27 protein-coding genes and 1 other annotated feature are annotated in these 23,982 nt (G+C 42.4%); of the genes, 18 read left to right on the top strand and 9 right to left on the bottom strand.

The genetic code is table 11. The features are described from left to right. Nucleotides 1-97: 97 nt before the first annotated feature. From MHZ95_RS10000 to MHZ95_RS09990, 3 genes are all read left to right on the top strand, one after another. Complete coding sequence (locus MHZ95_RS10000) at nt 98-337, top strand: hypothetical protein (RefSeq protein WP_239390478.1); 240 nt, start codon at nt 98-100, stop codon at nt 335-337. Nucleotides 338-458: 121 nt separating this feature from the next. Then, nucleotides 459-773, top strand: coding sequence for a DUF4870 domain-containing protein (locus MHZ95_RS09995; protein WP_239390477.1), 315 nt, complete (start codon nt 459-461; stop codon nt 771-773). Between the two features lie 126 nt (nt 774-899). Then, complete coding sequence (locus tag MHZ95_RS09990) at nt 900-1,505, top strand: YitT family protein (protein ID WP_239390476.1); 606 nt, start codon at nt 900-902, stop codon at nt 1,503-1,505. A 24-nt stretch (nt 1,506-1,529) separates the two neighbouring features. On the opposite strand, the gene MHZ95_RS09985 is transcribed toward MHZ95_RS09990, so the two are convergent. The 3 genes from MHZ95_RS09985 to MHZ95_RS09975 form a co-directional block, all read right to left on the bottom strand. After that, nucleotides 1,530-1,907, bottom strand: a complete 378-nt coding sequence (locus MHZ95_RS09985) for a hypothetical protein (RefSeq protein ID WP_239390475.1) — start codon at nt 1,905-1,907, stop codon at nt 1,530-1,532. 317 nt (nt 1,908-2,224) lie between these two features. Beyond that, the gene (locus MHZ95_RS09980; protein WP_239390474.1) at nt 2,225-3,139 is read right to left on the bottom strand and encodes a ketopantoate reductase family protein; all 915 of its coding nucleotides are present in this window, start codon (nt 3,137-3,139) and stop codon (nt 2,225-2,227) included. A gap of 180 nt (nt 3,140-3,319) precedes the next feature. Further along, nucleotides 3,320-3,892 (bottom strand): nitroreductase family protein, encoded by a 573-nt coding sequence (locus MHZ95_RS09975; RefSeq protein ID WP_239390473.1) that lies wholly within the window; start codon nt 3,890-3,892, stop codon nt 3,320-3,322. 163 nt (nt 3,893-4,055) lie between these two features. On the opposite strand from MHZ95_RS09975, the gene MHZ95_RS09970 reads away from it, so the two are divergent. The 5 genes from MHZ95_RS09970 (at nt 4,056) to MHZ95_RS09950 (ending at nt 9,286) form a co-directional block, all read left to right on the top strand. Continuing rightward, a complete protein-coding gene (locus tag MHZ95_RS09970; RefSeq protein ID WP_239390472.1) occupies nt 4,056-5,279 on the top strand; it encodes an MFS transporter in 1,224 nt (407 codons plus the stop codon). Between the two features lie 140 nt (nt 5,280-5,419). After that, nucleotides 5,420-6,595, top strand: coding sequence for an MFS transporter (locus MHZ95_RS09965; protein WP_239390471.1), 1,176 nt, complete (start codon nt 5,420-5,422; stop codon nt 6,593-6,595). Nucleotides 6,596-6,736: 141 nt separating this feature from the next. Then, nucleotides 6,737-7,147: a MarR family winged helix-turn-helix transcriptional regulator gene (locus tag MHZ95_RS09960; protein WP_239390470.1), complete on the top strand. Its 411-nt coding sequence runs from the start codon at nt 6,737-6,739 to the stop codon at nt 7,145-7,147. A gap of 4 nt (nt 7,148-7,151) precedes the next feature. Continuing rightward, nucleotides 7,152-8,330, top strand: coding sequence for an MFS transporter (locus tag MHZ95_RS09955; protein WP_239390469.1), 1,179 nt, complete (start codon nt 7,152-7,154; stop codon nt 8,328-8,330). Nucleotides 8,331-8,575: 245 nt separating this feature from the next. Next, nucleotides 8,576-9,286 carry an NAD-dependent deacylase gene (locus tag MHZ95_RS09950; protein ID WP_239390468.1) on the top strand — a complete coding sequence of 237 codons (711 nt, stop codon included), beginning with the start codon at nt 8,576-8,578 and terminating at the stop codon, nt 9,284-9,286. 67 nt (nt 9,287-9,353) lie between these two features. Here MHZ95_RS09950 and MHZ95_RS09945 read toward each other — a convergent pair whose 3' ends face one another. From MHZ95_RS09945 to MHZ95_RS09935, 3 genes are all read right to left on the bottom strand, one after another. Further along, entirely contained in the window at nt 9,354-9,968 is a 615-nt protein-coding gene (locus tag MHZ95_RS09945; RefSeq protein ID WP_239390467.1) for a DUF3298 and DUF4163 domain-containing protein, read from the bottom strand. 126 nt (nt 9,969-10,094) lie between these two features. Next, nucleotides 10,095-11,390: an arsenic transporter gene (locus MHZ95_RS09940; protein ID WP_239390466.1), complete on the bottom strand. Its 1,296-nt coding sequence runs from the start codon at nt 11,388-11,390 to the stop codon at nt 10,095-10,097. Next, complete coding sequence (locus tag MHZ95_RS09935; RefSeq protein WP_239390465.1) at nt 11,390-11,710, bottom strand: ArsR/SmtB family transcription factor; 321 nt, start codon at nt 11,708-11,710, stop codon at nt 11,390-11,392. Before MHZ95_RS09935 ends, MHZ95_RS09940 begins: the two co-directional genes overlap by 1 nt. 162 nt (nt 11,711-11,872) lie before the next feature. Here MHZ95_RS09935 and MHZ95_RS09930 point away from each other — a divergent pair, with 162 nt between their 5' ends. Continuing rightward, nucleotides 11,873-12,304: a YkvA family protein gene (locus tag MHZ95_RS09930; RefSeq protein WP_239390464.1), complete on the top strand. Its 432-nt coding sequence runs from the start codon at nt 11,873-11,875 to the stop codon at nt 12,302-12,304. Nucleotides 12,305-12,343: 39 nt separating this feature from the next. Here the strand turns inward: MHZ95_RS09930 and MHZ95_RS09925 are convergent, their stop codons facing one another. After that, nucleotides 12,344-13,204: an SAM hydrolase/SAM-dependent halogenase family protein gene (locus tag MHZ95_RS09925; RefSeq protein WP_239390463.1), complete on the bottom strand. Its 861-nt coding sequence runs from the start codon at nt 13,202-13,204 to the stop codon at nt 12,344-12,346. 329 nt (nt 13,205-13,533) lie between these two features. After that, nucleotides 13,534-13,808: a binding site (T-box leader), on the bottom strand. Nucleotides 13,809-13,902: 94 nt separating this feature from the next. On the opposite strand from MHZ95_RS09925, the gene MHZ95_RS09920 reads away from it, so the two are divergent. The 5 genes from MHZ95_RS09920 to MHZ95_RS09900 all read left to right on the top strand — a co-directional run bounded on the left by MHZ95_RS09920 (nt 13,903) and on the right by MHZ95_RS09900 (nt 19,055). Continuing rightward, complete coding sequence (locus tag MHZ95_RS09920) at nt 13,903-14,295, top strand: hypothetical protein (RefSeq protein WP_239390462.1); 393 nt, start codon at nt 13,903-13,905, stop codon at nt 14,293-14,295. Between the two features lie 226 nt (nt 14,296-14,521). Then, nucleotides 14,522-14,896, top strand: coding sequence for a nucleotide excision repair endonuclease (locus MHZ95_RS09915; RefSeq protein ID WP_239390461.1), 375 nt, complete (start codon nt 14,522-14,524; stop codon nt 14,894-14,896). A gap of 60 nt (nt 14,897-14,956) precedes the next feature. Further along, nucleotides 14,957-16,216, top strand: coding sequence for a hypothetical protein (locus tag MHZ95_RS09910; RefSeq protein ID WP_239390460.1), 1,260 nt, complete (start codon nt 14,957-14,959; stop codon nt 16,214-16,216). A gap of 216 nt (nt 16,217-16,432) precedes the next feature. Then, complete coding sequence (locus tag MHZ95_RS09905) at nt 16,433-18,139, top strand: acyl-CoA dehydrogenase family protein (protein ID WP_239390586.1); 1,707 nt, start codon at nt 16,433-16,435, stop codon at nt 18,137-18,139. Nucleotides 18,140-18,155: 16 nt separating this feature from the next. Then, entirely contained in the window at nt 18,156-19,055 is a 900-nt protein-coding gene (locus tag MHZ95_RS09900; protein WP_239390459.1) for an NAD(P)-dependent oxidoreductase, read from the top strand. A gap of 46 nt (nt 19,056-19,101) precedes the next feature. Here MHZ95_RS09900 and MHZ95_RS09895 read toward each other — a convergent pair whose 3' ends face one another. Continuing rightward, a complete protein-coding gene (locus MHZ95_RS09895; RefSeq protein WP_239390458.1) occupies nt 19,102-20,154 on the bottom strand; it encodes an enoyl-CoA hydratase/isomerase family protein in 1,053 nt (350 codons plus the stop codon). Nucleotides 20,155-20,498: 344 nt separating this feature from the next. On the opposite strand from MHZ95_RS09895, the gene MHZ95_RS09890 reads away from it, so the two are divergent. Genes MHZ95_RS09890 through MHZ95_RS09880 form a run of 3 tightly spaced genes read left to right on the top strand, consistent with a single transcriptional unit; the run spans nt 20,499 to nt 23,061 of the window. After that, complete coding sequence (locus MHZ95_RS09890) at nt 20,499-21,239, top strand: metal ABC transporter ATP-binding protein (protein ID WP_239390457.1); 741 nt, start codon at nt 20,499-20,501, stop codon at nt 21,237-21,239. Beyond that, nucleotides 21,239-22,096 (top strand): metal ABC transporter permease, encoded by an 858-nt coding sequence (locus MHZ95_RS09885; RefSeq protein ID WP_239390585.1) that lies wholly within the window; start codon nt 21,239-21,241, stop codon nt 22,094-22,096. The genes MHZ95_RS09890 and MHZ95_RS09885 overlap by 1 nt, the downstream gene beginning before the upstream one ends. 32 nt (nt 22,097-22,128) lie before the next feature. Next, a complete protein-coding gene (locus tag MHZ95_RS09880) occupies nt 22,129-23,061 on the top strand; it encodes a metal ABC transporter substrate-binding protein (protein ID WP_239390456.1) in 933 nt (310 codons plus the stop codon). A 71-nt stretch (nt 23,062-23,132) separates the two neighbouring features. Here the strand turns inward: MHZ95_RS09880 and MHZ95_RS09875 are convergent, their stop codons facing one another. Continuing rightward, nucleotides 23,133-23,288, bottom strand: a complete 156-nt coding sequence (locus MHZ95_RS09875) for a hypothetical protein (protein WP_239390455.1) — start codon at nt 23,286-23,288, stop codon at nt 23,133-23,135. Nucleotides 23,289-23,627: 339 nt separating this feature from the next. Here MHZ95_RS09875 and MHZ95_RS09870 point away from each other — a divergent pair, with 339 nt between their 5' ends. After that, complete coding sequence (locus tag MHZ95_RS09870) at nt 23,628-23,942, top strand: F0F1 ATP synthase subunit B family protein (RefSeq protein ID WP_239390454.1); 315 nt, start codon at nt 23,628-23,630, stop codon at nt 23,940-23,942. Nucleotides 23,943-23,982: the final 40 nt, after the last annotated feature.

Below are 23,982 nucleotides of genomic sequence, written 5' to 3'. Positions count from 1 at the left end.
TCGGTAGCCGTTAGGATGTGGATGACAACGAAAAAAGTGGGATCGTTCATTTCAATCATGTACAATTGAAACAAATAAACGGCAAGGGGAGATTATCATGCTGACCGCTGTACTAATCGTTGCAATTGTCATGACTGTACCGATTACTGCCATCATTACGGATCACAATCGCAGAATCGCGAAAATTAAAGCGGAAACGGTTCGTGATGAAATTGAATTGGAGAAATTGAAACAGCAGAACTTTATTGTAGAAACGGAGAAAATGAAACTCGAATTGGAGAAGATGAAGCTGGATTATACATCGGGGCAAAATGAATTACTGAAAATCGATAAATGAGATCCTGTGAATCAGAACGTTCAAAAATACTATTGGTTCAAACTCAATCGAAAGTCGATGAAACTTCCTCTTTCTATATACGTATAATTAGGTACAAGAAGAAAGTAGGGAGGTTGTTCGAGTGGAAAAAACAGGTATGAAAGTATTGATACACGCCAGTGCTTTTTTTGCTCCCTTTTTAGTGCCATTTATTATTTTTCTCGTTGCTCACTCTACGGAAGATGACGAAGTAAAACGGTTATCCATACAAGCAATTCTGTTCCAACTTGTGATGGGTGTGATCATCAGTATTTCGGCGTTGCTCATCGTTGTGATTATCGGGATTCCGATGGTTATCGGTTTTGGACTTATGTGGCTTATCGTCCCGATCATCGGTATTGTGAAAGCGCTGAATGGCGAACCGTATAATTATCCGATTGTCGGCAGATGGATCTAATGGAAAAAAGAAGGACTGATTCGAAAGTCATTATCAGGGATTTTCGGATCAGTCCTTTTTTATGAGTGAAGATTTTGTTAGCCCAAGCATATACATCTATAAATAAAACAAAATGGGTGGGGTTTGGTGTATTTTTTGCAGAAAGCTTTGACGATCCTAATCGGTAGTTTTTTAGTCGCATGCGGTGTAAATGCCTTTCTTTTGCCGCACGGTTTGCTTGATGGAGGCGCATTGGGCATCAGTTTGATCTTCCATTACGTTTTGGATGTCAAAGTGGGGATGACTTTTTTACTGATCAGTATTCCGATTTTTGTTCTTGCTTGGATTTTTTATCGCTCTTTTTTCTACAACGGTATCCATGGTATGCTCTTTTCTTCGCTCATTATCGACGTTTGTTATCCGTTGCAGATAATCGGAAGAGAAACTCTCTTATCTCCATTAGTAAGTGCAGCATGTGGAGGGATTTTGATTGGTTCGGGGGTCGGCATCATGCTTCGACATGATATTAGTATTGGTGGGACAGACTTACTTGCACAAATGATTGCAAAGAAACTGACGATCAATCCAGGCATCATGATTTTAATCATTGATTTTCTCATTGTCTCGGTCGGCAGTTATTTGATCCAATCGGTCCACTTACTTTTATCGGTGACGACCGTCTTATTTGTCGGGCTTACTACGAGTGTGATCGTTTCCGTAACACCTAAAGCCGTCGATATGCATACACAATAAAAGTGATCAAATTTGAGTGAATGCTCAAATTTGATCACTTTTTTCTTTCTCTTTCTCCTTCACCATATTAAAACCGCTGTACGTATCGATGATGTTCGTGACAATGACTAAGCAGACGACTGCGTTCATAATCAATTGAATGACATCTGTCATTTTTTCAGATGTGCTGTTATAGACACCGGCCAAATACACAGCAAATTCGGGATCGAACAGTTTTGGATCCATTGCAACGACAAGGATGAGCACAATCCACATTAAGTTGACGAACAGGTTTCCAACCGCATGCTTCGCGGACCATTGGAAAACATCCGATTTATAAATCGACATGATGACTTCGAAGGTGATCAATAAAAGAGCAGCAGGAAAATAAGTTATTAACACTTCACCGTTAAGTATGGACATATGCCATTCCAACCCTTTCTAGCGTGATTCAGTCATATGGAGAGTGTAGCCAAAAGAATCGTCAATTATAAGTGAAGTAAAAGGGGTGTATAATATTTCCTGAAATGATGGTGAGCGTTTAGGACGAATTGATTCTTGATATTCCGATTGCCAAGTTCAATTGTTCTGGTTCGATCAATGATGGATTGAACCCTCTTATTTTTTCTGTACCCTAATTTTCTTGTTGTTAATCACCATTATCTATTTTCAATGGAATATGGAGGTTCTGAACGTCAAAAAACGGGATCGGCCTTTGGGCAAATCGATCCCGTTTTTTGTCAACGCTCATTTTCGTAGATTTTCAGTTTTGTATAGATGGTTTCCAGTATTGGAACTGGGATTTGGTGGGTAGAGGCATGTTGCAATAAGAAACCATGTAAATGATCTGCTTCCAATGGAAGCGATTTCTCCATATCCCGTTGCATGGATGACTTCATACCGAAAGGCATTCGACTTATTTTGGCGAATACTTCTTCCGTAATATTCTCCTGGATAGGGGCACCGATTTTCTGCATGATGGATTCGATTTCTGTTAGAACGGAAGCGATAGTATGACGCCCACTTTCCAATGTCATAATAGGACCGATTGCAGACCCCATAAGGGACGTGATTCCAGAAAGCGTAGCGATGAACAAATATTTATGCCACATTTCTTGAATGATTTGTGGACTTACTTCAAATGCTGCATTGGCTCCTTCGAATACTTCTTGCAATTTTTCAATTCGCGGAGTGATCTTCCCGGATCGCTCGCCGTAAATGAGCTGATGAATCGGGCTTTTTTGAATGATGGTTCCACGTTTGTCGAGTGTTGTTTCAATGAAACAAAGACCGCCAATGACGGTTTCTTCGCCGAAATGTTCAATGAACAGATCGATATGTGCGATTCCGTTTAACAGGGGAAGGATTGTCGTGTCATTTTTGACAGAAGGTCGTATGTCTTCAATTACTTGTGTGAGATGGTAAGATTTTGTGGAAATAAGGATGACATCGAATGTCTCGGTCTTATCGTTTGTAGTAAGTAGACGAGGGACAAGTTGCGCATTGCCATGCACACTGTCAATGTTTAACCCTGTTTTTTCAAGCTGCATTTTCCGTTTTTCTCGGACAAGAAAAGTGACATCCACCCCTTTTTCCAATAACCGCCCGCCAAAATACCCACCGATCGCTCCTGCCCCAACGATTAGAATCTTCAAATTGATGACCTCCTCATCTTTTATCCTCTATTCGATTATATATGAGTGGGGCGACTGGGATTATTCAGGAGGTAGGAAGCGCCGAAATAGTTGAGGGGACTTGCTTTGCGAAAAGTTGTTTTCGTTTTGCTGATCTTTGATTAAAAAACCCATCAAAGTTGTTTGATGGGCAGTAGAAGATTAAGCGTCGATCCAAGTTGTCAATTTTTTGGCATCTGTTCTCGTATAAGGTTTTGGTTCGAAATCCGGGTAACCGAGGTAAATAAAGGCGGAGAGCTCCCCTTTTTCGGATAGGCCGAAGAAGTCGCGCACTTGAGGGTGATAGCAAATCGCACCCGTTCTCCAAATGGCACCTAATCCGAGTGCATGGGCTGTTAACAGCATGTTTTGGACTGCGCTACTCACAGCGGCAAACTCTTCTTTTTCAATGATTTTGTCCTCAGTACCCGGTTCAACACCGACAGCAATGATGACAGGCGCACGGAGCGGATTGCGTTCACTGCGTTCAATTTTTGCTAAACTGTCCGCAGAGAGGGGATCTTCCTGTTGAGATTTTGTAATAGCAGCAAGGACTTTACCTAATTTCTTGCGACCATCGCCACGTAGGACGAAAAAACGCCATGGTTCCGATTTATGGTGGTTAGGCGCATATGTACCCGCTTCGATGATTTGTTCGATCAGCTCTTCCGGCACTTCTTGCTCTGTTACAAGAGAAATACTTCGCCGTGTTTTAATCGCTTCATGGATATTCAAATTCATTCGCTCCTTAACAATGATAATCCTTCTCAACTATTAGTATAGCGTCTTTAGAAATTATAAGCATTGTTTTCGCTCGAGTAATTGTTTCATTTTCCGGAATTTACGATATACTGAATCTATTACGATATTTCGAGAACAAGAAAGAGTGTGAGGATTAATGGCTACAATGAAAGAAACACCGATTTTGGGCAACCCGGTTTATCCGATCATGTTTGCAATCGGGGGTTGCCATTTACTAAATGATACGTTGCAAGCAGTCATTCCGGCGTTATTTCCAGTGTTGGAGCAGGAGAAAGGCTTGACCTTTACACAACTTGGATACATCGCTTTTGCTTTGAATATGGTTGCATCTGTTCTACAGCCTGTCGTCGGCTTTATCAGTGATAAAAAACCGATGCCTTTTGCACTTCCGACGGGTATGATTTTTTCACTGATCGGTATGGCGGGGATTGCATTCGCACCAAATTATTGGACGTTGTTAGTTGCCGTCATTATACTCGGATTGGGCTCAGCCGTTTTTCATCCGGAAGGATCGCGTGTATCCTATATGGCAGCAGGTTCGAAACGGGGGCTTTCCCAATCGATTTACCAAGTTGGAGGAAATTCCGGACAAGCGCTCGCTCCGTTGATTGGTGCATACATATTGGTGCCTTATGGTCAAAAAAGTGCAGCCTTTTTCATAATCGTTGCGGCAATCGGTTTTATTATCTTGATGAGAATATCGGCATGGTATAAAAAACAGTTAGAACAAGAACAAACGGCAAAGCGAAAAAAAGTCATCCTGTCTTCGTTGGGGAATTTGACGAAAAAACAAGTAGGTACTGCTCTTACATTGATTTTTGTTATCATTTTTGCCCGCTCTTTTTACGTAACGAGCATTACGAGCTTTTTTATTTTTCATTTGATGGAAAAGTACGATCTACAAAGTGAACGAGGGTTTTTGTATATCTTCTTATTTATGGCATTTGGTGCGTTAGGGACATTATTCGGGGGGCCTATGGCAGATCGGTTTGGTAGAAAGAAGATTATCATGCTTTCACTCGTAGTACCGCTTCCTTTCTGTCTGGCTTTGCCGTATGTTCCGTTGTGGGCGGTTGTCATACTCTTGATGTTCATCGGGTTTGTCATCATGCTCAGTTTCACTGTAACAGTCGTCTATGCGCAAGAATTAGTCCCGAGTAAAATTGGCACAATGGCAGGCTTGACGGTCGGGCTGTCATTCGGAATGGGTGCAGTTGGAGCAGTCGTTGTTGGAATTTTTATGGATCACTTAGGAATTCTTCCCACAATGATCATTATTTCGTTATTGCCACTTCTTGGGCTTGTCAGCTTGGCACTTCCGAGTGATCAAAAACTAACAGCAACACCGACTAAAGGATAAATGAATATGGATAAGAAAATGCCAGTTTCCACAAACACGGGAAGCTGGCATTTCAAATGTAAATAAAAAAATAGTGACAATGAAATTGGGAAAGGCTATAATAGGAAGTCTGTGAAAAAATGATGAGAAGGTGAATGGATTTGACGCAAGATCAAAAAAAGAAAATGTTTATCTTAATGGTGAACATGTTTATTGCGATAGGAAGTTTTGGTATTATTATTCCCATTTTACCAGCATATTTAATATCAATCGGACAAGGAGGCAAGGCGGCAGGATTGATGCTCTCCATTTTTGCGGGTGCACAGCTGATTATGTCACCCATCGCGGGGAAATGGGCGGATAAGTATGGGCGAAGAGTGATGATCATTGCAGGGTTGAGTGTCTTGGCGCTTTCGATGTTTGTTTTCTATTTTTCGGATTCAATTGGCGTGCTGTATCTTTCACGTGTAATTGGTGGAGTCGGAGCAGCGCTATTAGTGCCGGCAATCTTTGCCTATGTTGCTGACATTACGACGATGGATCAGCGAGCAAAAGGAAATAGTCTTATTTCTGCATCGATGTCACTCGGCATTGTGATTGGCCCTGGTATCGGTGGTTTTTTAGCAGATTTCGGTTTGAAAATGCCGTTGCTCGTTTCAGCAATCGTGGGGGTTTTTGCGGTTGTTTTCTCGGCATTCATGCTCAAGGAGAGCCGCGTAGCAAAAGTGGATGCTCCTCTTAAAAAGCCGGAACCGATGGTGATAGAAATTGCTCAATCTGTTAAGAAACCTTATTTTATCCCTTTGGTCATTACGCTTGTGATGAGTTTCGGTTTGATGGCATATGAATCGGTTTTAGGCCTTTTCGTTGATAATCAGTTCGGGGCTTCACCGAAAGACATTGCGGTCATGGTGACATCGACAGGTATTATTAGTGTCATTATTCAAGTATTTGCTGTTGATCGGGTTGTGCGCCGGTTTGGGGAAAACGCCGTTCTGAATATTTTCCTCGGAGTTGCCGCACTTGGATTTTTGCTTTCCATTATCGCTCCAAGCTATATTTTGTTTTTTGGGGTGACAATGATTATTTTCCTTGCAACTTCTATTTTAAGACCTGTTCTGACGACACTGATTTCAAAATTGGCTGGAGAAGAGCAAGGGTTCGCAATGGGCATGAACAATGCCTATATGAGTATTGGTAACGTGCTCGGTCCGCTTCTGGCAGGCGTATTGTACGATGTGCAGATTTTGTATCCGTTCATACTCGGTCTGATTGTTCTTGCGGGGACGATGTTCTTATCGATGAAGTGGAAAAGTCCACGCGAAACAGTTGTTTAAGGTAACTTGCAGCCATCCATTCCTTTGGATGGCTATTCTAATGGAATGAAATGCTGTCTATTGAAAAGCCGATCGCTTTACAAATTTCGAGTCACGAAGTATACTGTTATAGTTACCTAGGTAAATAAAGGGGATGGAATGATGAATCCGTTATTTCATGTCATTTTTCAAATGACACGCCTGTTAAATAAAGAAGTGAATCAAGCGCTGAAAAAACATGAGTTATTTGCTTCACAATGGACAGTCTTATTCTGTGTCTATCAACAAGGAGAAATGTCGTTGACACAAATATGGAAGTACTTAAACGTTGAAGCGCCGACGATTACGCGCACAGTCAACCGTCTGGAAAAACTGGGTTGGTTGACCACACATGAGGGGAAGGACCGTCGAGAAAAGATTGTTCGTCTTTCGGAAGAAGCGATTGCCAAGTTTCCGGAAATCGAATCATCAATTATTCAATTTGAAAATGAATTTTTGACCGGTTTAACAGAAGAGGAGCAGGTACAATTGATGACGTTGCTTCGGAAAATGGATAAGGAAGGATTGATGTAATTTAATGAATAAAGAACCAATATGGACAAAATCATTTATGAGTCTGTTTATTACCAATATAGCTGTTTTCATCGTATTTTATGGTCTTGTATCTGCTTTGCCGTTATACGCGATCGGTGTGTTAGGAAGAACGGATGAAGAAGCCGGCTTACTCATGACGGTCTTTTTATTATCCGCGATTGCAGTCAGACCGTTTACAGGAAAGATACTAGATATATTCGGGAAGCGAAAAATGTTATGGATCGGACTTGTACTCTATTTACTTTGTACGATCCTTTATTATTTCATCGAGCCGTTTGGATCACTTTTAGTATTACGTTTTGTGCAAGGGATCTGGTTTAGCATTATTACGACGGCAGCCGTTTCGCTTGCCGCAGATTCGATACCAGCTGCGCGAAGAGGTGCAGGTCTTGGCTATTTTACGATGTCGACGAATCTGGCTGTTGTTCTCGGTCCAATGATTGCATTATCGATCATTCAAACAGCTTCTTTTGATGTGTTATTTATTGTGATGAGTATTTTGATGGTGATCGGTGTAGTGACATCCGCATTTGCACCGGTGGGTACTGCGCCAGAAAAGCCGGTTGGGAAAAGAAGATTATCAATCGGCGATCTGTTCGAAAAAGGAGCCATGCCGGTTGCGCTCCTTGGCAGTATGATCGCCCTGTCATATGCAAGTGTCTTATCCTTTTTATCCATTTATGCACAGGAGAAAGGGCTTTTGCCATTGGCAAGTACTTTTTTTCTCGTGTTCGCTGCAGTCATGTTGCTAACGCGTCCTTTTACAGGAAAGCTTTTTGATGAAAAAGGGTCTCAATATGTGCTCATTCCCGGTTTTATCACTTTTGGCATCGGTCTTGTCCTATTAGCGTATATGGACTCGGTAGTAGTCTTTTTAATCGCTGGAGCGTTTATCGGATTCGGGTATGGTGCCCTCGTTCCGTGTTTTCAAACACTTGCGGTGCAATCGACGAAAAAAGAAAGAAGCGGTTATGCGACGGCAACGTTTTTCACATTTTTTGATACGGGGCTGGCACTTGGATCCTATGTGTTAGGAATTATTGCTGTCCAATTTGGCTACCAAAATGTTTATTTGTTATCAGCCGGTTTAGCTGTCGTTGTGTTTATCATCTATCTGAGTACCTTTATGAAACGAAAAAATAAAGTGATGATTAGTAATTAATGACTGTGAAATAAGGAAAGCGAATCCTGACTTATGAGGGTTCGCTTTTTGGCGTGGAAAGATCCCCACGAATGCGATTTCTTATGACTTCATTTGCTTATCATGATAAAGTGATAGGTAGCGTACCCCATCAGAGCGAGATGAAGTGCAATAACTCAGTTGGTGTTATATTGTTCATTTCCTGGGGAATATTTTGAAAACTTAGGATGGAAGTTGGTTTGACATTTATCGTAAGGGGGAGAAAAATGCTTGCTGATTTAATGAAAAAATCAAACTATACTATCGTTTACACAGGTGCGGGGATGTCGACGGAAAGTGGTTTGCCTGATTTTCGCTCTGCCAAAACAGGTCTTTGGGAAAATGAAAACCCGGCCGCAGTGGCAAGTACTGAAGCTTTGAATAAGGATGTGGAGCGCTTTTTCCAGTTTTACCGTACACGAGTTCTCGGAGTGAAAGACTGCCATCCGCATAAAGGGCATGAACTGTTGGCGAAATGGGAAAAAGAAGGCATCATCCGAGGGATCATTACACAAAACGTCGATGGCTTCCATTCAGTTGCAGGATCGGAAAAGGTTATGGAATTGCACGGGACACTACAAAAAGTCCATTGTCAGTCATGTGGGAAAAAGTATGGCAATGAGACGTATGAGGAGGAAATCTTTTATTGTACATGTGGTGGGAAGTTGCGCCCATCCGTTGTCCTATTTGGTGAAGGACTGCCGGAAGATACCTTTATGAAAGCAGTTGAGGAAAGCGAACACGCAGAGTTGTTCATCGTGCTCGGTTCTTCACTCACTGTCACGCCTGCAAACCAGTTTCCTCTCCTTGCAAAAGAAAATGGCGCTAAGCTCGTTATTGTCAATATGGAGCCGACAGTATTTGACGATTATGCAGATGTCGTCATTAACGATCGGAAAATCGGGGATGTGTTAGCTGAAGTGGCTGAACAGTTATAAAAAATAATCAAGCGTCCGTCCCTGTAAGAAGGTGGACGCTTGATTGCTTTGGTCTCTATCTGTTTTTTTACGTGAACGCCATCATTCGATCCAGAGGGCCATCGGGTTGGATAATGTCTGATAGATCGAGAATCGGGATCGGGAAATAGGGGAAGCCCCATACATACGGTGTAATTTCGTAAAGTTGGAAGTAGATGACGAGAGAGGTGTCTGCAATATAGAAATCCTGATCGTTGCGAATGCCTTTGAAAGGCGGGTCCAACAATTGAATATCCCAATCCTTGATCCGCTGTGTAATGATGTCAGAAATCCGCTTTTCATAATCACTTCCCGGCTTGAATAATTCTTTTAGTGTATACTGCTTGCCCGTTTTCGTATCGAACGTCAAGGAGTTGACGACTGTCATGCCGTGAGCACCACCCGTGAATGAATAGACGATCAGATTCAAGCTGAGGATGCCCCGCTGATTATTTTTTAATTCAAAATTAGCAAGCAGTTCCACAAGGTTGGCATCGTAGAAGTTCTGCTCAACTAGCAGTTTGTTCAGTGTTGTTATGATGGCATGATTGATGCGGCTTTGGGCATTGACGTTAGGTAAATGGACAACGACAGGGTAATAGACCGTCACTTTGGGGGAAGCATGCGGTAATCGTTTAGTGACAATTGAAACTGGTAAATCCATAATTGCCGTCCTTTCCTTTTCAATAGAGTCCGTACATCATATGTTGGAAAAGGTAAGGAAAGACGAGGATTTATATTGAAAAGAGAGGAAGAGCCTAAGTGATGGAATTCCTCTCTTTTCATTGCCTTAATATAAAAGTTGTAGCCATACTGCGAGAGCGGTCAGCGTGATGAACAACGTTGGCAATGTTAGTACGATGCCAACTTTAAAATAATAGCCCCATGATATGTTGACACCTTTTGCATTGAGCACGTGTAACCAAAGAAGCGTTGCAAGCGAACCGATCGGGGTCATTTTCGGCCCAAGATCCGATCCGATGACATTGGCATAAATGAGCGCTTCGCGAATGGATTCCGGCACATTTGCATCATGGATTGCAAGTGCATCGATCATGACAGTCGGCAAGTTATTCATGACAGATGATAAAATGGCTGCGATGAAGCCCATACCGATGGTTGCGGCATATAGCCCGTGACTTGCTGTCCATTCGATAACAGCTGTCAAAACAGAGGTCAATCCTGCATTGCGCAAGCCGTAGACAACGACATACATCCCGATGGAGAAAAAGACGATGGCCCAAGGAGCGCCTTTTAACACCGTGACGGTATTCACTGCAGGACTTCTCCGTGCAATCAGCAGAAAAACGAGCGCAACGATGCCGGCAATCAATGAGACAGGAACGTTGAGCGTCTCACTGAAGAAATAGCCTGCAACGAGAAGCCCGAGAACGATCCAGGATATACGGAAAATTCTCGTATCTTTCAATGCTGTTGCCGGCATTTGCAACCGTTTTTCGTCAAATTGTTTCGGAATCGATTTAGCGAAATAAAGATACAAGACGAGCATACTCGCAACTAGACTGAACAAGTTGGGGATGATCATGCGAATAGCATATTCCGTGAAACCGATGCCGAAAAAATCGGCGGATACGATGTTGACAAGATTGCTGATTACGAAAGGCAAGGAAGTTGTATCGGCGATGAAGCCGGATGCCATGATGAATGGCAACACCATCTTGTCTTTAAAATCAAGTGCACGCACCATCGCAAGGACAATCGGCGTCAGGATCAGTGCCGCTCCGTCATTTGCAAAAAGTGCTGAAACGCCAGCGCCTAACAAGGTGATCAGGAAAAACATCCGGATGCCGCTTCCCTTTGCAAAACGCGCCATATGTAAAGCCGCCCATTCGAAAAATCCAATTTCGTCGAGAATGAGGGAGATGATAATGAGTGCAACGAATGTTAAGGTTGCATTCCAAACAATGCCGGTTACATCCCATACATCGCTGAAACTGACAACGCCGACGAGAAGTGCCAGTGCTGCTCCAGCAATTGCAGACCATCCGATCGACAAACCACGCGGCTGCCAAATGACAAAAATAAGTGTAATGATAAAAATAAGAGCTGCGAATATAACTTGCATTATCGATCCTCCCATTCGCTTGTACAACATTGTTTAGCGATCTCCCGGTTTGGAAGGAGGTCGAGCAATTGCAGTAGAATGACATGATGTGGGTGTTCAGTATTCAAAGACCAAAATGTCCACTTCCCTCGTTTATCGTCAAGTACGATTTGCTCATCTTTCAATCTACGCATATGTTGACTAATGGCAGGCTGTGACATGTTTAACGATGCGGTCAAATCACAAATACAAAGTGGACCGTGACTGATGTCCTTCAATATTTGTAACCGTGTACCTACACCGATTGTCTTCAAATAACGTTCAAGTTGTACAATCTCCAAAGGTATCTCCTCACTTATAATTGAATATCCGTACAACTATTATCATATAAGCATACGCTTATACATACAAGAGGAAACTTAGAGACAAACAGTAGAGAATGACACATCGTGATGTTCCATGTAGAATTAAGGTAACGAACATGCAATTGGGAGGCATTTTACATGACGAACGAACGGAAAGACTATGAAAAAGAATTGAGTAAACTGGATCTAGAATCGAGCATGCAAGGAACAGAAAACCACTATTCAGACCGGAAATTTTGGGACAAGGTGAAAAAGTATGGGAAACAGGCGGGGAAGCAGACCCTCTATTATAGCTTGCTACTTTATTACACGGCGAAAAGTTCGACAGTGCCGAAATCATCAAAAATGATTGTCATCGGAGCATTGAGTTATCTCATTTTCCCTGCCGATCTTATTCCCGATTTCATCCCGGTAGTCGGTCTTGTAGATGATGCGAGTGTCATTGCAGCTGCAGTGGTTAAAATTGTCCAGCACATAGATGAGGATATTAAACAGAAAGCGAAGAAGAAGTTGTATAAGTATTTTGGCGGAGATGAGAATTACGAGGAAATCGATAAGCAACTATTATAAAAGAGCAAACAAGGAACACTCTCCTTGTCTGCTCTTTTTTCATTCATAAACAATGCGTGGTGCTTTGCGGATGACGATTTCCCAATTGGTACCTGTGCCAACCCGATAAGCATCTGCGAAAGAGCCTTGATTAATGGCGATGCCGATGTTATCGAGTGAATTGACATAGACGAGCGGCTCGCCGATATGCAAATCCGCAAACGACCTGCCATAGGTCATAATGTTGTTGTAAATTGTACGGCCATCCGTTGTAATGGTGACTTCGAAAGAATCGCCGTGTTGTTCAGCGATTTCCTTGAATTGGGTACGGCTAATATTCGTCCAAAGGTTACCGAATGGGCGGTCGATAATATCAACAATGCCTGTGATCACTTCATCCACTATTTTCGACATTTTAAGAGGTAAGGAAACTAGGACAGCCGGGTCGATTGCTGGTCCGACTCCTTCATATTCAATGACACCTGCAGCAAGACGGGCTCCTGTATAGGCGAAAATATCGCGTCCATGGAATGTATGGGATTCCCCTGATTGCGGTAGCCGGTTAACGGATTCATCAATTTCCCGCACTTCGGAAATGCCGATAAATTGCTTCACATGCGTCAAAGTTCCGTTATCTGGCGTGATGATATAGTGACCATTCACTGTTTTGGCGACGACGGCCCGGCGATCGGAGCCGACACCCGGGTCGACAATCGAGACGAAAACCGTGCCGGCCGGCCAATAGCCGATCGATTGCAATAAGCGGTACGATGCTTCCCAAATATTATATTGAGGAATTTGATGGGTGATTTCGAAAATCGGTATACCAAGTTGAACTGAATTTGCCACGCCATGCATAGCGCTGACTGCACCGTCACTTTTTCCAAAATCCGATTGAAAAACCAATAATCCTGTTGTCATAACCAATCCACTCCTCATTGTTTTAGTGTATGAAATTCAAAACAATCGCGCCTTGGCGTGATTGCGTCCAGATTTTGAATCGAGCTTGAGGCCAACAGGATGTTGGTCATGCAACCGTTGCCGCAGGACGCGGCGATCTTAGGTTGCCTTCCTTATACTCCTTTCAAAATCTGTGACATCCGCCGGAGGCTTTATCTTCGTTCAGCGGGCGTTTGAACACCTGCTGAACAGGAAAAACAAAACCGCATTCATCTCACCAGCTACAGAGGTGGGAGTGTTCTGCTGAATGAAGATAAAAAAATCCCGCCCCATTCAATCATCAATCGATTGAAAAGGACGAGATGAATTCTCGTGTTACCACCTTTTTTCGTCGCCTATTCACGTAGACAACCTCAGCAAGTACAGAATTCAGTCGATATGAATTCTAGACCGTAGTTCGGATAACGGGTACCAACTCCCGCTGCCATCTACTGATGCACAAGATGCACGTTCAAAGCAGAGCTCAGAGGCCATTTTCAAGTGGAGACAACCTGCTTCTTTTCAGCTGCCGAAGCTTTCTGTTAGGAAATCCGTTCACTTTACTTCTTCTCTTCAAAGCATTTCGATATTACAGTCTAATGTACACAATGAAGAATAGAAAGTCAACTCATATACAGTCCCTGCCAGATGAAAAATCGGAACAAACAAGAGGCTCCCTCTTGTATTATCGCGAAAAATGTCCGATAATTAGTAGACATGGAGAATTCGAACGGAATATGGAGAAGGGTGGTCGCACAGTGGCACAAGTGACTAACGAAACGATTTTGACTGCGATCAGTGAACTATCGGGCTATATTAAAACTCTTTCCGCTGATATGATGGAAGTGAAGACAGACATCGTAGGGATGAAAGAAGAAATTTCAAGTATCAAAGGAAATATTTCTGAGATAAAAGAGGAAATCTTTGAAATCAAAGAAGAAATGCAGAAGATGAACAAGAAAATCGATTTCACCTATAAGTTGACAAGAGCGGTCGATAATAAGTTCACCGTTCTCAATGCGGACCTGATCACGACACGTGCCGAGGTGCTGGAACTGCAACGGACAAGGTAAGAATATATGATAATCGCTACCATTGCGACGAAGGAACTCGTCAGTTGGTAGCTTTTTTTATTGCTATGAAAACTCTAAATGAGGGGAACTGCTGAAATGCAAGCAACTCGAAAGCGAGTGCAACCAAACGATTCACGAATGCAACCAAATTTAACAGCAATCTTCGCTTTTCCAGCCGTTTTATGCTACGATTGAAATTCAGAAAAAAAGAGGACGTGAAGTTGAATTGATTACGATTACGATACCGAATCCGGATGTAACGATTGTGCAGCGCAAGCAGGAAATGAGTGCGGATGCGGCGCCGATCAAACCGGTTAATGGCTTTATTGATTTACATGAGATCCCGCGTGATAAAGGCGGCATCATTTTGTTTTACAACAAAGAGGATGAGTTGTTGTTTGCCGGGAAGGCCCGCAAACTGCGTCAACGTGTGAAAAAACATTTTGAAGATAATGTTTCTCCGATTAAAAATCACCGTGCTGAAGTGAACAAAATTTCCATCATCATCGTGGAAGACCCGATGGAACGTGAGATTTACGAAACGTATATCATTAACACACTTCGTGCGAAATATAACGTCGATAAAGTGTTTTTTGAATAAGCTGATTGCCAGGTGCATTCAGCTTTTCTTTTTGAATCAATCTAGGAAAAGAGTGGGAATATGGATGAACGATTGCAAAAAATAGTGGATGAAGCACAAGTGGAATTTGGGCTGGATGCGTATCGCTTAGAAAGGTACGGGCTCTATAAACAAAGGGATTCAAAAGGTGAGGCTTACTATCAATTCAATATGGAATGGTTTCCACAAGAATCAGGTGAGCCGGTCGAAGAAGATTTGAACCCCGAGGGCACAGCTAGCATTGATTACAATATCCAGGAAAAACGTTTTGAAAGTGTTCTATTTGTTGAAGGGAAATCATTTTCCACAAGAACGCCATTTAAAGGGAAGACGCCTGAAGAAGTGGCGGCTTGGGTCGAACAGCACACGGGATGGACGTATTTGCAAGACTTTAAGCTGGCACAAGTGAACGGAAACGAATTTCAATTCCAATTTGATGTGGACGGAATTAGACTTTCACCCGGTTTTAGCATGACCGTCCAGTTTGATGAGGAAGGAAAGCTCACTGCTTTTTCCACCTATGGCTCACCACCTCGTCCGGAAGAAATTGAGCAATCAGCTTTTACATTGACGCTTGAAGAAATCGAACCGATTGTTAAACGACAGCTGCAACTTGTCAAATTTCCATCCGAAGCAGAAAAACGGTTCGTTCCGGCGTATGCAATGGAAGAGGTGTTTGTGACGGTCGATGGAAAAAGGATTATCCCGTTTTTTGAACATGAGCGTTCAGAAGTGAAAGCGGATGAAGTGATGGAATGGGATACGACACTTGAAATGGATATCGAACGTCAGCCGATCGAATTCACTTCCAAGGCGGGTGTGGAAGATGCATTTGGAAATATCGGTCTTGAAAAGTTGCGGCTGACAGAAGAGCAAGTTGAACAAGGAAAAAAAGTTGTGCGTGATCTCTTACGCGCCGAGTATCCGGATGATTCCGGAAAGTGGACGCTATACAAGTTCCAGCGACAAGAGCAGTTTATCGAAGCGCATTGCAAAATGAATGAGGAAAATCCTTCCGTTTTTCAGCGGAAATTGGTTGTATTCATTGATCCTGAACAGCTGTCCGTGATGAATTTTATGGATAACGGTGCCATGTTCGAGATTTTTGAATCGTTCGCGCCAGCGGAACAAGAGAAGGTTACACATGAAGAGGCATTTGAAAAAATGATATCTTACATTACGCTTGACCCGACTTATCTCTATGACGAGTTCACCGGAAAATATATTCTTTGCGGTTTGTTGGATGCGGCGGAAGCGGTGGATGCGGTGACCGGTGAAATTATTGCGTTGAGTGATTTATAATTTGAAAACAATTATTATGATGGCTTGTTTTTGAAGAATGCGTAGACAGTATTCTCGGGAGCGAGGCATCATTTTTTATTTTCGTAACGGAAGCATGGAGCAGCATGGGAAGTTCATCGAGCAGGATTTTTCTTGGAAATGGCGAAGTTAAAAGTAGATAAATTGTTTTTGGAATCCTTCATCATGAAGTGAATGGAGTGAAGAGGAATGGATCAAATGCAATATGCAGAATCAAATTCCGATTTGACTGATGACGTGGAAGATTTAACTTTTTTCACACCGGAAGACTTTGCGGACGAAGAAGAAATGATTGCGAAAACGACCGAGCAATTTCTCAAGTTGGATGTAAGGCCTTTGATGGAAAAGGTTGCGCCAATCGAACAGCAAGCTGTACGTATGCTCTTTGAAAAAGCGGGGGAGATTGGCCTTCTTGGGATCGAAGTACCGGAAGATTTTGGCGGCTTGCAACTGGGGAAAACAGTGGCGGGGCTCGTTGCGGAGAAAATGGGAGCTGCCGGTTCATTTAGCGTATCGTTCAATATTCATGCTGGAGTTGGTACCTTGCCCTATGTTTACTTCGGGACGAAAGCGCAAAAGGAAAAATATTTACCAAAACTTCTCAGCGGAGAATGGATCGGCGCCTATGCACTGACGGAACCGAATGCGGGATCGGATGCATTAAATGCGCAGACTACTGCCGTGTTGAGTGAAGACGGAACCTATTGGACTTTAAATGGTGAGAAACAATGGATTACCAATGCGCAACTTGCCAATTGCTATGTTGTATTTGGGAAAACGGCCAGAGGGATGACTGCATTTATCGTAGATCGAAATTTTGAAGGGGTCTCTGTAGGGCCGGAGGAAAAAAAGATGGGGATCAAAGACTCTTCAACTGCGACACTTATATTGGAAGATGTGAAGATTCCCACCGGAAATGTTTTAGGGGACATTGGAAAAGGACATCAAGTCGCTTTAAATATCTTGAATATGGCCCGTTTGAAATTGGCTTTTGCCAATATTGGAACAGGAAAGCATGCCCTACAACTGGCGCTCGCTTATGCAAAAGAGCGGAAACAGTTCCAAAAATCTTTGATTGATTTCACGATGATTCAGGAAAAGATTGCGAATATGGCCGTGCAACTATTTGGTGCGGAAAGTGCCGCATACCGGACTGCCGGTGAATTGGATGATGCCGTTCAACATCTGGCATCCACTGAAGAATTTGTGCGGATCGTGGCAGATTTCATGACGGACTGTGCAATCAACAAAGTGAATTGTTCTGAAGCGCTTGACTATATCGTCGATGAAGCTGTACAAATTCACGGTGGCTACGGCTATATGCAGGAATATGAAGTGGAAAACTTATACCGCGATGCGAGAATCAATCGGATCTTCGAAGGGACGAATGAAATCAATCGTCTCGCCATTGCCAAAGGGGTACTCAAAAAGGGGCAAGGCGTTTCCCGGATTGAAGATGCAGATTATCCAACTTGTTTGGAAAGATCCTATAACTATATTGTAGCGGCACAACAACAGATCGCTGTCGTTTTGAAAGCGCTCACACTTCAGTTGAAAGAATCGATTGGAGAACAACAAGAATATTTACGGCTATTGGCCAATATGAATAAAAGACTGTTCGTCCTCGAGTCTGTTTTCAAACGGACAGAAAAGGCGATCAACAAACAAGGGGAGGCCTCAGAAAAATTAAAACGTCTCCTCACTGAAATCCTCTGTGAAGAAGGATATCGCAGTATAGAAGCGGATGCGATAACCTTTGTGTCAAGTGCGTATACCGATGAAAATAGTCGACGGAAAATCGTTTCAGAAATTGAAGCCATTCCAGTTCCGCTCTATAGCAATTTGTTTGAAAAGAAAAGGGAAATTGTCCAAGCAATGATCAAAAGCGGTCGCTATACCGTCTAATTGGAGGAGGAGAACGATGGAAATTGGTTTGATCGGTTTAGGAAATATGGGGATGCCCATGGCGAAAAATCTGCTGGAATCAGGATGTACCGTTTACGGGATGGACAAAAATGAAGCGGCAGTAAAAAAATTTCAGGAAGCGGGCGGCAGCATTGGGCAATCGATACAAGAAATGACGGAAAATTGCGCGATCATTTTAACAAGCTTACCTTCCTCGGCTGCCGTGGAATCCATTTTTTTAGGGGAAGAGGGGCTCATCTATCATAGCGATGACAAGATTCTATTAATTGATACGAGTACGGTCGCTCCGGAAGTAAATCGACGCATTCATACGGAAGCGGATGCGAAGGGGATTGCCTATTTAGCTGCTCCTGTCAGCGGCGGGGTCATCGGAGCGGAAAATCGGACGCTGACGTTTATGGTCGGGGGTTCTACCGCTTATTATGAGCGTTCGTTAGCTGTACTGTCATTACTAGGCGAAAATCTATTTCATGTCAATGAACAGATCGATAGTGGGACCGTTACAAAATTGATTAATAATCTTCTCATCGGCTTCTACACAGCTGGGGTGGCTGAAGCGTTAGTGTTGGCCAAAGAAAGCGGTATGGATTTGGATAAGCTTTTCGACATGTTGAATGTCAGTTATGGGCAAAGTCGCATCTATGAACGAAACTATAAATCTTTTATCGCAACTGAGGATTATGCCCCTGGCTTTGCCCTGAAACTATTGCGAAAAGATATGGGATTTGCGATGGATTTGGCACAAGAAAAGAATTTACATTTACCGATCAGCCAAGCACTGTTAGCTGTTTACAAAGATGCGGAGCAATCCGGATTTGCGGAGGAAGATATGTCGGCGCTTTATAAAAAAGCGAAAGAACAAGCTACCTCTTTGACAACGGAAGGGGCTCAATGAAAAATGGAAAAGCCGAACTCCTTCAAAGAGGCTTCGGCTTTTTTCTTTATTTATTGGCGATTGTTGACTCCGCTATAAAAAAACGATTGACCATTTCCTCTGATACGGATGAAAGCGTTGGATATTTATACTGTGGTGTTTGATCTTTATCGATCAGGACGGAACGGACACCTTCGAAAAAGTCTTCATGCTTCATAAAGTTCTGAGCAAGAATCAGGTCAGTGGCAAGACATTCTTCCAATGTTTTGGACTGTCCATCCACCATTTGTTTCAGTGTCACCTTTAAAGAGACAGGCGATTTCGAGAGCATTGTTTCGCGTGTTTCTTTTGCGAATGGGGTGCCGCTTTTCTCAAGAGAATCAATGATTGCTTCGACCGTTACTTTGGAGAAATGGGTATCGATCTCTTGTTGTAAGGAGGCAAGCTTGCCTTTTTCAGGTTGGTTCGCTGTATATTTTGCCAGCAATGTATCGAGTGTTGAATCTTGCCACTCGATTTTCTCCAATTCCTGAAGGAAAAGTTGAAGGTTGTCATGCAACATAAAATGATCGGCAGCATTGATATAAAGAACGTCTGCTGCTTTCCATTGCGTAGCAGTCAGTGCGAGATAGCGGCCGACGAAACCTGGCGCCTTATTGAGGAAATTGGCTGCCCCTACATCAGGGAAAAAGCCGATCGTCATTTCAGGCATGGCCCAAACTGTCCGTTCCGTGACAATTTTCGTGGAAGCGCCATACGTTAAACCGACGCCGCCACCCATGACGATGCCATCCAAACAAGCGATGATTGGTTTAGGAAATTGAGCCACTGCTAAATCAGTCCGGTATTCCGTTGTGAAAAAATCATTGGCTTTTTTAAGAGCGTCGGCACTAGCTTTCGCTGCATATAATGTTTTGATATCCCCGCCTGCACAAAGCCCTTTTTCACCTGCACCTTTCATGATGACCGCTTTGATTTGATCGTTTTCTGCCCAATCCGCCAAAGTTGTCCCGATGGCTTGCACCATTTCCAAAGACAATGAATTGAGCGCTTTAGGCCGATTCAGCAAAATGGTTGCCACACCATTGTCGCTGATTGAAAATAACACTTCATTTGTCATCCATCCCACCCCTTTTAGTTATGCGTGAAGAGCAGTTTCTTTTTTGAGCAAATCGGGAACGAACCCGTTCAAGCTAATCTGCCAAAGTATCAGTTACCGCTCTTATTCTCTCATTCTACAGCATATAGGATTTAGTTGATGTTCGTTTAATAAAAAATTTAAGAAGTTTTGCTTTACATTTCAGCGGGTATATTTTATTATGTAGAAGTAAAGTTTCCTTCGGGAAACAAAGTGGAGTTTATTTTTTTTTACTCAAAAAGTTGCCTTAAGGCAAAAAAATTTACGATAGAAGTTGCCTTAAGGAAACTATTGCATATAAATAGAACTACGGAGGTGCTTTTTAGATGGAAAATGCGATAACAGTTTCGGATTTGCATGTCTCTTATTACGGAAAAGAAGTGTTGCATAATATTGGGTTTACGATTCCGGAGGGCAGATCTGTAGGAATCATCGGACCTAATGGTGCAGGCAAATCCACTTTACTAAAGTCAATTTTAAATTTGATTTCAAAAGATAAAGGAGAAATTTCGATTCTAGGCGCTAGTCTGAAAGAAGTGCGGAAACGGATTGCTTACGTACCGCAGCGTAGTACGATCGACTGGGATTTCCCGATTACGGTAAAAGATACGGTACTAATCGGTACATATCCAACAATCGGTGTATTGAAAAGACCAGGGAAAAGAGAAAAAGAATGGGCTTTAAAATGTTTGGAAAAAGTGGATATGATCGAATTTCAAGATCGTCAAATCGGTGAATTGTCAGGTGGTCAGCAACAACGGGTTTTCTTGGCAAGGGCGCTTGCGCAACGGGCGGATTTATTTTTATTGGATGAACCGTTCGTCGGGATTGATGTGACAAGTGAAGAAATGATCGTGAAAATTTTAAAGGAACTGCGGGATGAAGGGAAAACGATCCTCGTCGTTCACCATGATTTAAACAAAGCGGAAAAGTATTTTGATGAGCTTTTATTATTGAACAAGGAGTTGATTGCTGCAGGAAGTGTGAAAGAAGTGTATACACCTCGTACCATCGCACAAGCATATGGCAGCCAATTGTCCTTCTTGGATGAGGTGATGGCAAAATGATGCATTTTATCGAATCAGTCATACACTACGAATTTCTGCAAAAAGCGCTTATGACTTCTGTCATGGTCGGGATCATCAGTGGAGTGATCGGGTGCTTTATCATCTTGAGAGGGATGGCGTTAATGGGAGATGCAATTTCCCACGCGGTGTTGCCTGGGGTTGCAGTTTCTTATATGTTGGGTATCAATTTCTTTATCGGCGCGGTTGTTACTGGGATTTTAACGGCCATTGGCATCGGGTTTATTAGCCAGAATAGTCGTGTGAAAAATGATTCCTCCATTGGGATCATGTTTACGTCAGCGTTCGCTTTAGGGATCATTCTCATTACGTTTTTGAAAAGTAGTTCCGATCTGTATCATATTCTGTTCGGAAATGTGTTGGCTGTCCGACCGTCGGATATGTGGATGACTTTGGTGATTGGCGTCATCGTATTAGTCAGTGTCTTCTTATTCTATAAGGAGTTGCTTGTCAGTTCGTTTGACCCGATTATGGCGCAAGCATACGGTCTGCCAAATAAATTGATCCATTATTTCCTGATGACGCTGTTGACGCTTGTTACAGTTGCTTCATTGCAGACAGTGGGGATCATTTTAGTCGTTGCAATGCTTATCACGCCGGCATCCACTGCTTACTTATTGACAGATCGCTTGTCGGTCATGATCTTTCTATCGGCTCTTTTCGGAGCAATTGCAGCCATCGTCGGTTTGTACTTAAGTTTTACGTATAATCTTGCATCAGGCGCGACGATTGTACTTGTTGCGACTGTGTTATTTATCGCGGCATTCATTTTCTCGCCAAAACAAGGAATTTTGTGGCGAACAATTCGTTCTAACAAACAGAAATCAGCTGTTTCTTGACAGCTCAGAAAAATAGAAAGGAATGTTGGGAAATGAAAAAATGGTTGATGGGGCTAGCGATGCTAGTCGTAGCCGTCTTCTTGACGGCATGTAACGAAGAGGAGGCTACTTCGAAAGAGGAAGGCGATAAATTAGAAGTTGTGACGACTTATTCGATCATCTATGATATTGTCAAAAATGTCGGGGGAGATCTGGTCGATGTGCACAGCTTGGCACCGATCGGATCGGATCCTCACCAGTATGATCCGCTTCCACAGGATGTCGCGTTGACAACAGATGCAGATGTCGTCTTTTACAACGGATTGAACTTGGAAGAAGGGAATGGCTGGTTCCAAAAGTTGATCGAAACGGCTGGGAAATCGGAAGAGGATGGGCAAGTTTTCAAAATAAGTGAAGGTGTCAAAGCGATGCATTTAAACTCGGATGAGCATAAAGGAGAGGAAGATCCTCATGCATGGCTGGATGCACGCAATGGAATTATCTATACGGAAAACGTCCGCGATGCATTGAAGAAAGTCGACCCAGATAACGCAAAGGTTTACGAAGAAAATGCACGAGCATATATTGAAGAACTTGAAGCGCTTCATGAAGAAATAAAAGAACAGGTGAACCATATTCCGAAAGAAAAACGAGTTCTTGTCACAAGCGAGGGCGCCTTCAAATATTTCTCCGATGCCTATGACTTTAAAGCGGCCTACATTTGGGAAATCAATTCCCATAGTGAAGGAACACCTGAACAGCTGAAAAGCATCATCGAAATCGTGAACGACGATCAAGTGCCTGCCTTGTTCCTTGAAACGAGCGTCGACCCAAGAAGTATGGAAATGGTAGAGCGGGAGACGGGGGTACCGATTGCAGGGAAAATCTTTACGGATTCTTTAGGGAAGCCCGGTGAAGATGGCGATACGTATATTAAAATGCTGAAATGGAATGCGGATATGATTGTTAGTGGGTTGGCTGAATAACTATATACCAAAAGGGAAAGCTCAGGGCTGTATGCTTTGAGCTTTCCCTTTTGGTATAACTCGATAATTTTTTACCGCTTTCTTTTATTCCTTTTGCCATTAATATTGAGAAATTCGCTTTCTTCCGCAAACTCGACCTCTGCGTTTTTCGGTGCTGTATCATATTTCGGCATGACATTTCGCTGGTTACCCTTATCTTTATTGTGATTTTTGTTTTCTTCCGACATTACACAGTCCTCCCTTTTGTAAAATCCGTTGTTAGTATGAGCAAAAAAAGGTTGACTATGCGGAATTAAAATTGGAATTGCCTTTGAACACAGAATAACACTAATACCTACATGTTTTTTAGGTGATAATTGTTTAACTAAATAAGTTACTAAAGTTAAACAATTTTACTTTTGTGGAAATCTGCGTTATATTCATTGTGATGTGTACTGAATATTGGGATTATTAAAAGGCGGTTTATTAGGATGTTTTTGTGCGAAAGAATATACAATTCTTTCGCACAATAGTTATAAGTTTTTCAAAACATCAAGTCTTTAAGAATTCTAGATGGGAGGAAAATAGTGACTATATTATCTACTTTTATTATGCTTTTAATTCCTATATTTTTAATATTTTTTTTAATAACCTTGAAATTCGGGATGTCTCAAAAATCTAAAGATGAACGCGAGAAAAAAATACTGTTGAAATCTTATCAGTATGCATCTATTGTTTTTCCTATTGGATGGTTACTAATCGAAATTTATTATCGTTTTTTTGATAAAATATCAATGGATATTTATAGGGATTATATGGTTTTATTGATTTTTGTCATGTTTATTACTCAGGGAATGAGCATATTAATACTCAAAAAAAGGAAAACGATTATTGATTTATAATGATAAAAGCAGCTCGGTCCCCTTGACGATAGGGGGCTGA

Origin of the sequence: Sporosarcina sp. ACRSM (genome assembly GCF_022346545.1) — a bacterium.
GTDB lineage: Bacteria > Bacillota > Bacilli > Bacillales_A > Planococcaceae > Sporosarcina.
This window is presented reverse-complemented; position numbering and strand designations above follow the sequence as displayed.